Raw genomic sequence first — 12,214 nt, 5'->3', positions numbered from 1 at the left:
TACCTTGCTACCTCAAGCTCGCTTGAGGTCAACTGTGCCGGAATGATGGAGTCCATGAATGAGATGCTGCTGCTCCGCCACGGTGAGACCGAGTGGAGCAAGGCCGGCAAGCACACCGGACGCACCGACCTGCCGTTGACGGAGCACGGCGAGGAGCAGGCCAGGGCTCTGGCGCCGCTGGTCAAGGAGCAGGCGTTCGGTCTGGTGCTGGTCTCTCCCGCGCAGCGCGCGCGACGTACGGCGGAGCTGGCCGGGCTGGGCGGCTACGAGGTGGACGCCGACCTGTGGGAGTGGGACTACGGCGGCTACGAGGGGATCACCACGCCGAAGATCCGCGAGACCCGGCCGGGCTGGTACCTGTGGCGCGACGGCGTGATCCCCGGCGACGCCGAGCACCCTGGCGAGAGCGCCGCCGAGGTGGCCGCCCGCGCCGACCGCGTGATCGCGCGGGCCAAGGAGGCCGACGGCCGGGTGGCGCTGGTGGCGCACGGGCACTTCCTGCGCGTCCTGGCCGCCCGCTGGCTGGGCCTGGGGCCGGAGGAGGGCCGGCTGCTGAAGCTCGACACGGGCACCTACTCGCGGCTCGGCTTCGAGCACGCCGAGCCGGTGCTCACGACCTGGAACGCCCCCATCAGCTGACCCTGGACCGCAGCGCCGAAGCCGTGGCGCTGTCGGTGGCGGCGCGCCATGGACAGCAGCGCCGCGTGCAGTGTGGGCGGCGGCTCCGCTAACCCGGCGCGGCTCCCGGCGCCAGGCGGCACCCGGGGAAGGGTGCCAGCAGCGTCTCACGCCACGGGCCTTCGAGATAGTCGCGGGCCCGTTTCCCCCAGTCCAGCAGCCGGGAATCGGGCGCCACCTCGTCGTCGAGGCCGAGGGCGGCGTCGCGGGCGCGCTGCGTGGCCAGGTGGTCGTCGAGGGAGACGGCCCAGACGGTGACCGCCTCGGTGTCGCAGAACAGCACCTCGTACAGGCCGACCAGGGTGTGGCCGTGCTCGGCGAGCAGCGGTGCCCGCTCGGCGCGGACGGCCGCCAGGTAGTCGAGCGCGGACCCGGGGCGCACCCGGGCGCTTTCGAAGAGGTAGAGCTCGGCGGCGGGCGCCTCGGCCAGCGGCGGGCAGCCCGGCGCGGCGCCCAGTGGGCGGGAGAACGCGGAGAAGCGCACGTCGTCGATGTCGGACAGGAACAGGCGCTGGTCCACCCCCTGATAGATCTCCATCATCTGCCGCCAGCCGCCGTCCCAGCCGCCGTGGCAGTCCCAGAGCGTGACGGCCTTGAACTGCGGATGGCCGGTGATGCCGACCGCGTAGAAGGCGCCGACGAGATCGATCTCGCGGGACCTGATGGACATGCCGGAGGTGAGCGAGGGCGCGGTGCGGGTCTCGTCCTCACGTTTGTATCGGGTCAGCCACGTGAGGTACTCCAGCGGCCGCTTGGAGTTCATCGGCCTGAAGTCGACCTCTTCGAGCAGGTGGATCGCGCGCCGCACCACGCCTCCTCTACCAAGCGGTTGCTTGGCATGAGGATAGCGATCAAGCGAGCGCTTGGGAAGGTTGCGGCCCCCGGCCGGTGAGCCACTCGAGGACCCTGCGGTGCCCCGAGGTCGCATCCTCGAAGTGGCCCCAGTGCCAGTAACGCGGCTGGTCCCGGATGCCGGTCACCCACGTCCGGTAGGAGACGGAGGCGCCCGTGGTCGCGGGCGCCACGCCATAAGTGCGGATCACGACCTTGCCGCCCGGCGCGAACAGCACGTCGTCGGCGATCGGATACAGGGTCATCTGGTCGAGCATGAGCTGATCATGGCCGTAGGAGGAGGCCGGGCGGTTACGCCTCCGGCGCGCCACCGTTAAGCGGGCGCGCCGGAGGTAAACACGCTGTTACACGAGCAGGCCGTCGAACTCTCCGTCCTTCACCCCGAGCACCAGAGCCCGGATCTCGTCGCGGGTATAGATGAGGGCAGGGCCGTCGGGGAAGCGCGAGTTACGCACCGCGATCCCCCCGTCGGGAAGCTCCGCGAGCTCAACGCAGTTGCCCTGCGAGTTGCTGTAGCGGCTCTTGCGCCACGCGACCTGCGTCAGATCGGCCGCGGGCATGCCGTTGTAGGTCTGATTCATCTACATCTTTCTGAGAAGACCGCCGATGAGCTCGACGGTGCCCCCTGGCGTGGTGCTCTCCACGCACAACTGCTCCATGGCGGTGAGGTACGGGTCGACGTCCTCACGCTTGTCCAGGTACAGGGCACCCCATAGCTGCTCGACGTAGACAACGTCCGACAAATCGGACTCGGGAAACCGCAAGATGCTGAACGCGCCCCCTTCAGCGGCGTGCTTGCCGTACCTGAAGGGCATCACCTGGAGGGTGATGTTGGGAAGGGCAGCGACCTCCAGCAGATGCTGGAGCTGCTCGCACATGACCTGCCGCCCACCGATGGTCCGCATGAGCGCCGCCTCGTCGATGACGGCCCACAGCCGGGGTCCGTCCTTCTGGGTGAAACGCTCCTGCCGCTGCATGCGCATGTGCACGCGGCGTTCGATTTTGTCCGGACTCGCATCGGGATTGCCCAGCTGGAAGACCGATCGCGCGTACGAGGCCGTCTGCAGCAGGCCTGGCACGAATTGCACCTCATAGGTGCGGATCACGCTGGCGGCCTCCTCCAGGCCCACATAGGTCGTGAACCACGAGGGCAACTCGGCGGAGTACTTGTGCCACCACCCGGGGGTGTTGGCCTCGCGAACCATCTCCAGTAGAGCGCGGCGCTCGGCATCGTCGACGACGCCGTACAGGGTGAGCAGGTCTTCCACGTCACGTGTCTTGAAGCCGACGCGGCCGAGCTCCATGCGACTGATCTTGGACTCGGACGCCCGGATATGGAATCCGGCCTGGGCCCGGTCGAGTCCGCTCGCCTCACGCAGGCGCCTGAGGCTCGCACCCAGCATGATGCGCCGGACGGTCGAAGCGGAACCGGGCGGATCAATGGACACGTACTGCTCCTTGGTCGTTTCCTTGCGACACGGCGGGCCGGTTCGACGGGCCACCGCAGATAGCGAGGTCTGCACCTAGTCTGTCACTTCACGGCCGAAAGATCATGGGCCGCGAGCAAGATCCCCTTTCCCCCATATGACCGATTGAGGGCAACGGTAGCGCTTGCACGGGTTGTCTGCACGTGCATTCGCCCTTGCAAGTGCACGAGATTTTGCCGCAGAATGATCTAGTGCAATCCATCACGGCGCCCAGCCAGTGGACCACGTTCGATTGGTGGCCCCCGATCGGCTGGTGGCCGGAGGCTGCCGGCGACCTGCTGGCCCCCGGACCTTCCGCGAGCGCCACGTTCGTGCTCCCGCCCACTCCGGCCTCAGTCCACTCCGCCCGCAGCTTCACCACCGGCGCCCTGACGGGCTGGGGTCTCCCCGAGCTGATCGAGAACATGGAGCTGGTGGTCTCCGAGCTGGCGACCAACGCGCTGCGCCATGGCCTGCATCTGTCCGAGCCGGGCCGCGACTGCCCGGTCCACATGTCCCTCGTACGCCGGGGTTCTCTCGTCGCCAGCGCGTTCACCGATCCAGGGGCATCGGTCCCGGTCCTGCGATACCCTGGCCCCCTTGACACCGGCGGCCTCGGACTCCACATCGTCGAGTCGCTCAGTCTCCGCTGGGGCTGGTCCGCACTCGCACCCCAGGGAAAGATCGTCTGGGCAGTCCTCTCCTGACCGGGGGTGATCTGCACTACCGTGGATGCTCATGGCTCACGGTGAGTCCCGCGCGCGACCCCATGAGAGTGCTGACAGATGGAAGATCACCTGCTCGGCTGGCTGCGAACACTAGACGAAGACCGGCTTGCCCGCATCCTGGCCAACAGGCCCGACGCCATCGCCGCGCCCTGGCCGCGCCGGCTCGACACGCTCGCCCAGCGGCTGGGCAACGGTTTCGCCGTGATGGAGACGCTGCAGCGGCTGCCGCTGCCCTGCCTGCAGCTGGCCGAGGCGGCGCTCGCCCTGAGCGGCCCCACGGCCGAGCGGCTGGCCGCTTTCGCCGGTGTGCCGGCCGACGACGTGACGCCATGGCTTGAGCACCTCTACGAGCACGCACTGGCCTGGCCGGGCGACGACGGCGTGATCCATCTCGCCGAGGGCGTCGCGCGCTGGTGGGCCGCCCCACTGGGCCTGGGCGAGCCGCTCGGCCACTACCTCAACTCCTGGACGATCAGCCACGACGCCCTGCGCGCGCTCGCCCGCAACCTCGGCCTGCCCGCCCAGGGCAACAAACGCCGCATGGTCACCCGCGTCACCGAGGTGCTCGGCGCCGCCGACCGCGTCAAGGCGCTGCTGCGGAGCGCCCCCGACGGCACCGTGGCGCTGCTGGACCGGTTCTCCTGGGAGGGACCCGCGCTGCCCGTCGACGGCGGCAGGTTCGTCACCCACGGCACGCCGGAGAAGTGGTGCGCCGACCACGGCCTGCTCTTCCGCCCGAGCTGGCACGTGGCGGAGATCCCCCGCGAGGTGGCGATCTGCCTGCGCGGCCCCGGCTACCACCCCCCTTTCCAGCCCGTGGCCCCCGAGGTGGCCACGATCCCGGTCGACCCCGAGGAGGTCGACCACCTGATGACGCTGGCCGCGCCGCACGTGGTCGAGCGGTGCGCGGCCCTGCTCGACAACGCGTCCAAGACACCGCTGCCGCTGCTCAAGACCGGCGGCGTCGGCGTACGCGAGATCCGCAGGGTCGCCAAGGAGACCGGCTGCGACGAGGACGAGACGCGGCTGCTGCTGGAGATCTGCGCGGTGGCCAGGCTGCTGGCCTGGGACGAGCCGTCGGGCGGCCTGATCCCCACCGAGCGCTTCGACCGGTGGCGCCTCGACGAGAGCGCGGCCCGGCTGCGGGTGCTGCTGTCGGCGTGGTGGCGCATGGAGCGCTCCTCCCTCCGCAAGATCGACGGCAAGTACGGCACCGTGCTCGGCGACGACCCGGCCGGCAGCGCCGTGGCCCGGGTACGGCGGTCGGTGCTGTCGGTGCTGGCCCACCTGCCGGCCGGCACGGCGTTCGCCGACCGCGACAGCCTCATCCAAAACATCCACTGGCACGCGCCGCTGATCGACCGGCAACTGCTGCTGGACTGCGCGCCCGCGGTGCTCGACGAGGCCACACTGCTCGGGCTGCTGGCCAACGACGCGCTCACCGACCTCGGCCGGGCGCTGGCAGGGCTCTCCGCCTGCCCCGGCGACGAGAACGACGACGCCGTGCCCCAGGTCGAGCACGACCCCGTGCTGGTCGAGGCGTCCACGAGGGCGCTGGCGAGCGTGCGCAGGAGCGCGCTGTTCGGGCCCGACCTGACCGCCGTCGTGACGGGGCCGCCGTCGGCGGAGCTGGCGGCGCTGCTCGACCGCGTCGCCGACCGGGAATCGCGGGGCGCCGCCTCGGTGTGGCGCTTCACCGCCGAGAGCGTGCGCCGCGCGCTCGACCGCGGCCACGACGCCGGCGATCTGCTCGACGAGCTCGCCGGGGTGGGCGCCATCCCCCAGCCGCTCGAATACCTCGTACGCGACACCGCGCGCAGGCACGGCGAGGTGACGGTCACCACGGTCGGCTGCGTCATCCAGGCCGGCGACCCGGCGCTGCTCGCCGAGATCGCCGCGCACCGCCGGCTCGGCAGGCTGGGCCTGCGCCTGCTCGCCCCCACGGTGCTGGTGAGCCCGGCCGGGGCCGAGCGCACGCTGTCCGCGCTGCGCGAGGCCGGCTACTCGCCGGTGCCCGTCTCCGACACCGGCCAGATCACCATCCACCGGGCCAGGGCCGCGGAGCTCTCCCCGGGCGAGCAGCCCAGCAACGGCAAGCTGATCCTGCTGCCCGGCGGCCAGGTCGCCGAGCTGGCGGAGGTGCCCGATCTCGCCGAGCTCGCGGCGCCGCCCCACCTGCTGGCCGAGCCGGCGCCCGACCCGCGCGAGCACGCCCGCCGGCTGGTCACCGCCAGCCGGGCCGAGGCCGCGACCAACGGCCGGACGTGGGCGATCATCGGCAGGATGGCCACCAGGCTGCCGACGGCGCAGCAGTCACTGCTGGGCTTCGTGGTCGACCGGGGGGTGCGGGCCGGCATCACGCTGGCCGACGGGCTGACCGCCACGATCAGCCATGGCGAGCTCAAGGGCGCCGTGCTGGACGCCTGGTGCGAGGAGGCCGGCGACTACCTGGAGTTCCCCCTCGTGGAGATCGTCGAGGTCAGGGGAGCTTTTTAGCGTCTCTGATCAGCAAAGCGATCCTGTGTCAGATGACATCGACGCCGAGCGCGCCGGCATCCGCCACTTCATCGAGCAGGTGCTCGAAGAAGGGCGCGCTGGTGGCGGCGGTCGCACTCGCGTCGTCGCGCTTGCCAAAGGCGGATCCCGCCGCGGCGGCGAAGGTGCCGGACGGTGTCCGCAGCAGCGACGCCGGGCCCGCCTGGCTTTCTGGTCAGGTGCGCTGAGGGCCGGCGGGCAAGGCGAGGGCGATGCCGCCCGCGGCGGCGGCGAAGACGATCCAGGCGGCGCCCGCCGCGATGTTGCCGAGCTGGCCGAACCAGGCGATCGGGATGAGGAACGGCGCCACGATCATGGCGATCGCCGCCCACTTGGGCGCGGCGCTGCTCAGCGCGGCGATCCCCAGCAGGACGAAGCCCAGCAGGCTCAGGAAGAACGTGAACCCGAGCGCCGCCGTCGGCACCCCTTCGCTCAGCTCCGTGACCAGCCGGTTCGTGGCGGGCACGTCGAGGCCGGCCTTGGTGGCCGCGTAGATCACGTCGTCGGTGTTCACGCTGGTCGGCAGGGCCATGATGAAGGCCAGGATCATGCCCACGAGGCCCAGCGCGGGCCGGCCCGAGCGGGCCACCTTGCTCACCGCGAAGATCGCGGGGATGAGCGTGGCCATGCTCAGGACGAAGATCCAGCTCCAGAGGGCATAGGCGTCGAGGTTGGCGATCAGACCGCGGATGTACGGCTCGCCTTCGGCCGTGACGTTGAACGGGGCGAGCAGCAGCGACAGGGCGAGGGTGAGCGGCGAGACCACCGCACATGTGATCATCGCGTACCGGGTGAAGCCGGCGGTGGCGGGGGGCGTCTGAACTGTGGTCATGCTCCGAGGGTCGGGCGCGGGCGTCGCGGGCGCATGAGTAGGGGCTACTCAATTCCGGGGGCTTACCAAGCGCTTGCTTTAGGTGCCAGACTGGGGACATGGAGATCCCGGTACGCCAGGTGAGCGATGACGAGGTGGCGTTCTTCCATGAGCACGGCTGGGTGCGGCTCGGCAGGCTGATCGACCCCGGCACCGCGGCGGCGCTGCGCGAGCGGGCCACCGGCCATCTGGACAGCCGGGCGAAGGACAAACAGACACTGGTCGACGCGGCGTTCGGGCAGTCGAGGGACATCGCGGCGAGCGACGAGATGTTCGGCGCGCTGGCCTCGCACCCGCAGATGGGCCGCAACGCCGTACGGCTGCTGCGCGGCGTCCGCGCGGTACGCGTGCAGGTCACCAACCTCCTGGTCAAGGAGCCGGGCGAGCACGGCGCCACCGAGTTCCACCAGGACTTCCCCTGGATGCCGATGGACCGCTCGGCCATGCTGACCGTGTGGCTGGCGCTCGCCGACGCGCCCGCCGACATGGGGGCGCTCAGGTTCTACGACGGCTCGCATCGCCACGGCCTGCTCGGGCGCAGCTTCACGCGGCCCGGTGACGACCAGCTCAGCCAGCACCCGTGGCTCAAGGAGCTGGAGCTGTCGCCGCCGCTCGACCTCAAGGCCGGGGACGCGACCGTGCACCACGCGCTGACCGTGCACGGCGCGCCCGCCAACCGCCGCGACCGCCCGCGGCTGTCGTTCACCGTCACCTACTTCGACGCCGACGCCCTCTACACCGGGCTGCCGTACCAGCAGACCGACGGGCTCGGGCTGCAGGTCAACCGGCCGTTCGAGCACGAGAGGTTCCCGTGCCTGAAACCGTGAAGGGCCCGGTCGCGGACCTCGGGGCGACGCTCATGCACGAGCACGTTTTCGGGCTGAGCCCGGAGATCCTGTGGAACTGGCCGGACATCCCCGAGCAGTGGGACCTGGAAACGCGGGCCCGTGAGGCGGCGGGCAAGCTCGACGCGCTGAAGGCCGAGGGCATCGACACGATCGTGGACCTGACCGTGGTCGGGCTCGGCCGCCACATCCCGTCGGTGCAGCGGGTGGCCGAGCTGACCGGCGTCAACATCGTGGTCGCCACCGGCCTCTACACCTACGACGCGCTGCCGCCGTACTTCGCCAACCGGGGTCCGGGATCGCTGTTCGGCGGGCCCGACAGGCTGGCGGAGTTCTTCGTCCGGGACATCGCCGAGGGCATCGGGCGGACCGGCGTCAAGGCCGCCATGCTCAAGTGCGCCTCCGACCACCTCGGCATGACGAAGGGGTGCGAGCGGGTGTTCCGGGCGGTCGCGGAGGCGCATCTGGAGACCGGCGCGCCGATCACCACGCATTCGCACAGCGCCTCCAAGGGCGGTCTCGAGCAGCAGCGCCTGCTCGGCTCGTACGGCGTCGACCTCAGCCGGGTCGTGATCGGGCACGCCGGAGACTCCGACGACGTCGCCTACCTGGAGGAACTGGTCGCGAACGGCTCCTACCTGGGCATGGACCGCTTCGGCATCGAGACGATCAGCCCGTTCGAGCGGCGGGTGTCGATGGTGGCCGCGATGTGCGAGCGCGGGCATGCCGGAAAAATGGTGTTCGGTCACGACTCGTACTGCTTCAACGACCGGTTCGACGCCGACGTCGTACGGCAGCGCCACCCCAACTACCACCTCCTCCACATCTCCCGTGACGTCGTGCCCGAGCTGCGCAAGAGGGGCGTCACGGACGACCAGCTCCACCAGATGCTCGTCGACAACCCCCGGAGGATCTTCGGATGAACGATGACATCGAGGACTTCGACGTCGGCTCGGACTGGCACGTCGCCGCCCCGTACCCGTTCCTCGCCCGGCTGCGCGGCCAGTCGCCGGTGTTCTGGAGCGAGCACCTCCAGGCGTACGTCCTGACCAGGTACGCCGACGTGCGGGCGGCGTACGGCGACCCACGGCGCTTCTCCTCCGAGGGCTCGCTGACGATCTCCCGCAGCCTGACCGCGGCGACGAGGGAGAAGCTTGGTGAGCACGGCTCGTTCCTGTCCAGCTTCGTGGCGAACGTGGACCCGCCCGACCACACCCGCCTGCGCCGGTCGGTGTCGCGGGCGTTCACGCCGCGCGCGGTCGCGGCCATGGAGGACACCTTCAGGCGGCTCAACGAGGACCTCCTCGACCGGATCGCGCCCTGCGGCGAGGCCGACTTCGTCGCCGACCTCGGGCACGAGCCGTCGATCAAGCTGACCGCCCGCTTCATCGGCGTGCCCGAGTCCGACGAGGCGTTCGTGCAGAGGCACGTCAAGGACTGGTTCCAGCTCTTCCTGTCGCCGCAGCCACCGCAGCGCCAGCTCGAGCTCGCCGGCAGCTTCCTGACCTACCTCGACTACGTGGACCGGCTGGTGGCCGCCCGGGCCAAGGACCCGCAGGACGACTTCACCTCCCTGATGACCTCGCTGATCGGTGAGGAGCTGACCCACCGGGAGGTGGTCGAGCTGATCTCCACGATCCTGCTCGGCGGTAACGACACCGTCCCCAACCAGCTCGGCAACACCGTCCTGCGGCTGCTGAAGGAGGACGCCTGGCCGGTGCCGCCCGCGCTGGTCGCGAACGCCGCCGAGGAGTGCATGCGCATCGACGGCGCCTCGCTGGGCTCCTTCCGGTACGCGGCCACGGACGTGCCGCTGCACGGCGTGACGATCCCGGCAGGCGCCCTCGTCCTGCTGTCCACCGACTCCGCCGCCCATGACGAGAGCGTCTTCCCCGACCCGGAACGCTTCTGGATCGACCGGCCGAACGCCGCCGAGCACCTGGTCTTCGGCTACGGGATCCACTTCTGCGTAGGCGCGGCGCTCGGCCGCCTGCAACTGCGCACCGCGCTCGACGTGCTCGGCCGCCGCCTGCCGCGGCTCCGGCTGGTCCCCGATCAGCCGATCGCCTACCGCAGGTCGATCGTCGGCCGCGGCCTGACGTCCCTGCGGGTGGCCTGGTGAGCGGTCGCTTCGACGGGCGCGTGGCGCTGGTGACGGGCGCGGGCTCGGGCATCGGCGCGGCCTGCGCGGCCCGCCTGGCCGCCGAGGGGGCCTGCGTGGGAGTGCTCGACATCCACACGGCGGGCGCGAAGGCCACCGCCGCCGCCATCCGCGCCCGTGGCGGCACGGCCCTGGCGCTCACTTGCGACGTCTCCGACGAGAAGCAGGTGGAGGAGGCGGTGGCCGCCCTGGTGGCCTCCTTCGGCCGGGTGGACGTCCTGCACGCCAACGCCGCCGCGCTCGGCCCCGCCGTGTACGGTCGCGACCGGGAGCTGGAAACGCTCGACGTGGCGGTCTGGGACCGCACCATGGAGGTCAACCTGCGCGGCGCCATGCTCATGGTCAAGCACGCGATCCCGGCCATGCCCGACGGCGGCGCCATCGTCCTCATGTCCTCGGTGTCCGCGCTGGTCGGCGACACGCTCCACGCCGCGTACGGCGCCTCCAAGTCGGCCCTGATGGGCTTCGCCCGCCACGTCGCCACCAGGTACGGCGCCCGCGGCATCCGCTGCAACGCCGTCGCGCCCGCCCTCGTCCTCACCGCGGCCGCGCAGCGGGCGCTGACCCCCGGCCAGCTCGCCGAAAAGGCCGCCGAGCGCCTCCTGCCCTGGCCCTGCACCCCGGAGGACGTCGCCGACCTGGTGTGCTTCCTGGCCTCCGGCGAGGCCCGCTGCATCACCGGTCAGACGCTGGTCATCGACTCGGGCACCCTCGCCCACCGCCCGCAGCACGCCATCCACGAGTGGCGTGCGGCCCACTGACGCCGATGGGCGGGCACCGCGCGGGGCGCCCGCCCATCGTGCCTGAGCAGTGCAGCGGCCGGCCGGTCACCGACACGGGACGCTCCTCGGCCGCCCTGACGGAGACGGGCGACTCCCGCCGCCGAGGTCGCGAGCACTAAGCTCGCCAAAACGCGCTAACAAGACTTTTCGCACTGAATCCCCGTTTCGAAGTTCACCGTTGCCTCTTACTCGCGGTAAAGGCTGAACGGCGGCAATGCTGAAAAGATCTTGGTATGAAAGGGGAGTTACATGGAACCGGTGGCGGTCGGGCTGGTCGGGGCGGGACCGTGGGCGCGGATGGCACACGCGCCGATGCTCGCCGAAGGCCCGCACACGCGGCTGGCCGGGGTGTGGGCCCGGCGTCCCGAGGCCGCCGCGCAGCTCGGCGCCCCCGTGTACGAGCGGATCGAGGAGCTGTTCGACGCCTGCGAGGCGGTCGCGTTCTGCGTGCCGCCCGCCGTGCAGGCCGAGCTCGGCGTCCGGGCCGCCCGCGCGGGCAAAGCGCTGCTGCTGGAGAAACCCCTGGGCGACTCCCTGGACAGCGCCCGACGCCTCGCCGAGACAGTGGCGGAGACCGGCGTGGCCTCCCAGATGCTGCTCACCCTCCGATACGCCGCCCAGACCCGTGCGTTCCTGGCCCGATGCGGCGAGATCGAGCCGTTCGGCGGCCACGCCGCGAACATCTCCGGCGCCCTCCTCGGCGACCACCCCTTCGCCACCCCCTGGCGGCTCGAACGCGGCGCGCTGCTCGACGTCGGCCCGCACGTGATCGACCTGCTGGACGCCGCCCTGGGCCCGGTGACCGGCGTGCGCGCGCACGGCCATTCGCTCGGCTGGACCGGCCTGCTGCTGGAGCACGAGGGCGGCGCGGTCAGCGAGGCGTCCCTGTGCATGACCGCCGCCGGCGATCTGCCGCCGGCCTCGTTCGCCGTGTACGGCCGCACCGGCAGCGCCCTCCTCCCGCACTTCGACGACGACCCCCTGGAGACCGTCGCCGAGGAGTTCGCCAGGACCGTGCGGAACGGCGGCGGCCACCCCCTCGACGCCGCCCACGGGCTCAGACTGCAGCGGATCATCGCCGAGGCGGAGTCCCAGCTCGCCCCTTGACATGGCGGGCATCTGGGGGATTGATAGCGTGTGTCCGACGCGCAGTGCTGCAGCGAAGTCCGGTGCGAGTCCGGCGCTGTCCCGCAACTGTCATAGCCAGGTCGCCTGCCGCTGCGCTGACGCCATCAACCCTCGTGGAAAAGGGTGATCCGTCGCTCATCGCGGGTCTCTCGGTTCCGACAGTGTGAA

At 71.1% G+C, this 12,214-nt stretch carries 13 protein-coding genes; 8 read left to right on the top strand and 5 right to left on the bottom strand.

Going from position 1 to position 12,214, the window contains the following annotated elements:
- Positions 1 to 54: 54 nt before the first annotated feature.
- Complete coding sequence (locus tag ACTMTI_RS43635) at positions 55 to 639, top strand: histidine phosphatase family protein (RefSeq protein ID WP_441126703.1); 585 nt, start codon at positions 55 to 57, stop codon at positions 637 to 639.
- An 88-nt stretch (positions 640 to 727) separates the two neighbouring features.
- Here ACTMTI_RS43635 and ACTMTI_RS43630 read toward each other — a convergent pair whose 3' ends face one another.
- The 4 genes from ACTMTI_RS43630 to ACTMTI_RS43615 all read right to left on the bottom strand — a co-directional run bounded on the left by ACTMTI_RS43630 (position 728) and on the right by ACTMTI_RS43615 (position 2,933).
- Positions 728 to 1,486 carry a hypothetical protein gene (locus ACTMTI_RS43630; protein WP_441126702.1) on the bottom strand — a complete coding sequence of 253 codons (759 nt, stop codon included), beginning with the start codon at positions 1,484 to 1,486 and terminating at the stop codon, positions 728 to 730.
- A gap of 43 nt (positions 1,487 to 1,529) precedes the next feature.
- Positions 1,530 to 1,787 (bottom strand): hypothetical protein, encoded by a 258-nt coding sequence (locus tag ACTMTI_RS43625; RefSeq protein ID WP_138670670.1) that lies wholly within the window; start codon positions 1,785 to 1,787, stop codon positions 1,530 to 1,532.
- 87 nt (positions 1,788 to 1,874) lie between these two features.
- Positions 1,875 to 2,111 (bottom strand): DUF397 domain-containing protein, encoded by a 237-nt coding sequence (locus ACTMTI_RS43620; protein ID WP_043632079.1) that lies wholly within the window; start codon positions 2,109 to 2,111, stop codon positions 1,875 to 1,877.
- Entirely contained in the window at positions 2,112 to 2,933 is an 822-nt protein-coding gene (locus tag ACTMTI_RS43615) for a helix-turn-helix domain-containing protein (protein ID WP_441126832.1), read from the bottom strand.
- A 275-nt stretch (positions 2,934 to 3,208) separates the two neighbouring features.
- Here ACTMTI_RS43615 and ACTMTI_RS43610 point away from each other — a divergent pair, with 275 nt between their 5' ends.
- Positions 3,209 to 3,703 (top strand): ATP-binding protein, encoded by a 495-nt coding sequence (locus tag ACTMTI_RS43610; protein WP_441126701.1) that lies wholly within the window; start codon positions 3,209 to 3,211, stop codon positions 3,701 to 3,703.
- Positions 3,704 to 3,781: 78 nt separating this feature from the next.
- Positions 3,782 to 6,220, top strand: a complete 2,439-nt coding sequence (locus ACTMTI_RS43605; protein WP_441126700.1) for a helicase-associated domain-containing protein — start codon at positions 3,782 to 3,784, stop codon at positions 6,218 to 6,220.
- A gap of 214 nt (positions 6,221 to 6,434) precedes the next feature.
- On the opposite strand, the gene ACTMTI_RS43600 is transcribed toward ACTMTI_RS43605, so the two are convergent.
- On the bottom strand, positions 6,435 to 7,091 hold the full coding sequence (locus tag ACTMTI_RS43600; protein ID WP_441126699.1) for a hypothetical protein: 657 nt from the start codon (positions 7,089 to 7,091) through the stop codon (positions 6,435 to 6,437).
- A gap of 98 nt (positions 7,092 to 7,189) precedes the next feature.
- Between ACTMTI_RS43600 and ACTMTI_RS43595 the strand changes: the two genes are divergently transcribed.
- The 5 genes from ACTMTI_RS43595 (at position 7,190) to ACTMTI_RS43575 (ending at position 12,025) form a co-directional block, all read left to right on the top strand.
- On the top strand, positions 7,190 to 7,957 hold the full coding sequence (locus ACTMTI_RS43595) for a phytanoyl-CoA dioxygenase family protein (RefSeq protein ID WP_441126698.1): 768 nt from the start codon (positions 7,190 to 7,192) through the stop codon (positions 7,955 to 7,957).
- Positions 7,942 to 8,898, top strand: coding sequence for a phosphotriesterase family protein (locus ACTMTI_RS43590; protein WP_441126697.1), 957 nt, complete (start codon positions 7,942 to 7,944; stop codon positions 8,896 to 8,898). Before ACTMTI_RS43595 ends, ACTMTI_RS43590 begins: the two co-directional genes overlap by 16 nt.
- The gene (locus ACTMTI_RS43585; RefSeq protein WP_441126696.1) at positions 8,895 to 10,097 is read left to right on the top strand and encodes a cytochrome P450; all 1,203 of its coding nucleotides are present in this window, start codon (positions 8,895 to 8,897) and stop codon (positions 10,095 to 10,097) included. The genes ACTMTI_RS43590 and ACTMTI_RS43585 overlap by 4 nt, the downstream gene beginning before the upstream one ends.
- Positions 10,094 to 10,897: an SDR family NAD(P)-dependent oxidoreductase gene (locus ACTMTI_RS43580; protein ID WP_441126695.1), complete on the top strand. Its 804-nt coding sequence runs from the start codon at positions 10,094 to 10,096 to the stop codon at positions 10,895 to 10,897. The genes ACTMTI_RS43585 and ACTMTI_RS43580 overlap by 4 nt, the downstream gene beginning before the upstream one ends.
- A gap of 270 nt (positions 10,898 to 11,167) precedes the next feature.
- Positions 11,168 to 12,025 (top strand): Gfo/Idh/MocA family protein, encoded by an 858-nt coding sequence (locus ACTMTI_RS43575; protein WP_441126694.1) that lies wholly within the window; start codon positions 11,168 to 11,170, stop codon positions 12,023 to 12,025.
- The last annotated feature ends 189 nt before the right edge of the window (positions 12,026 to 12,214 follow it).

It is taken from the genome of Nonomuraea sp. H19 (assembly GCF_052068215.1).
Classification (GTDB): domain Bacteria; phylum Actinomycetota; class Actinomycetes; order Streptosporangiales; family Streptosporangiaceae; genus Nonomuraea.
This window is presented reverse-complemented; position numbering and strand designations above follow the sequence as displayed.

Excerpts from the sequence above, each read along its gene's own strand:
- ACTMTI_RS43600 (WP_441126699.1), bottom strand. The coding sequence starts at position 7,091 with ATGACCACAGTTCAGACGCCCCCCGCCACCGCCGGCTTCACCCGGTAC.
- ACTMTI_RS43620 (WP_043632079.1), bottom strand. The coding sequence starts at position 2,111 with ATGAATCAGACCTACAACGGCATGCCCGCGGCCGATCTGACGCAGGTC.
- ACTMTI_RS43635 (WP_441126703.1), top strand. The coding sequence starts at position 55 with ATGAATGAGATGCTGCTGCTCCGCCACGGTGAGACCGAGTGGAGCAAG.
- ACTMTI_RS43575 (WP_441126694.1), top strand. The coding sequence starts at position 11,168 with ATGGAACCGGTGGCGGTCGGGCTGGTCGGGGCGGGACCGTGGGCGCGG.
- ACTMTI_RS43595 (WP_441126698.1), top strand. The coding sequence starts at position 7,190 with ATGGAGATCCCGGTACGCCAGGTGAGCGATGACGAGGTGGCGTTCTTC.
- ACTMTI_RS43605 (WP_441126700.1), top strand. The coding sequence starts at position 3,782 with ATGGAAGATCACCTGCTCGGCTGGCTGCGAACACTAGACGAAGACCGG.
- ACTMTI_RS43625 (WP_138670670.1), bottom strand. The coding sequence starts at position 1,787 with ATGCTCGACCAGATGACCCTGTATCCGATCGCCGACGACGTGCTGTTC.
- ACTMTI_RS43585 (WP_441126696.1), top strand. The coding sequence starts at position 8,895 with ATGAACGATGACATCGAGGACTTCGACGTCGGCTCGGACTGGCACGTC.
- ACTMTI_RS43615 (WP_441126832.1), bottom strand. The coding sequence starts at position 2,933 with ATGCTGGGTGCGAGCCTCAGGCGCCTGCGTGAGGCGAGCGGACTCGAC.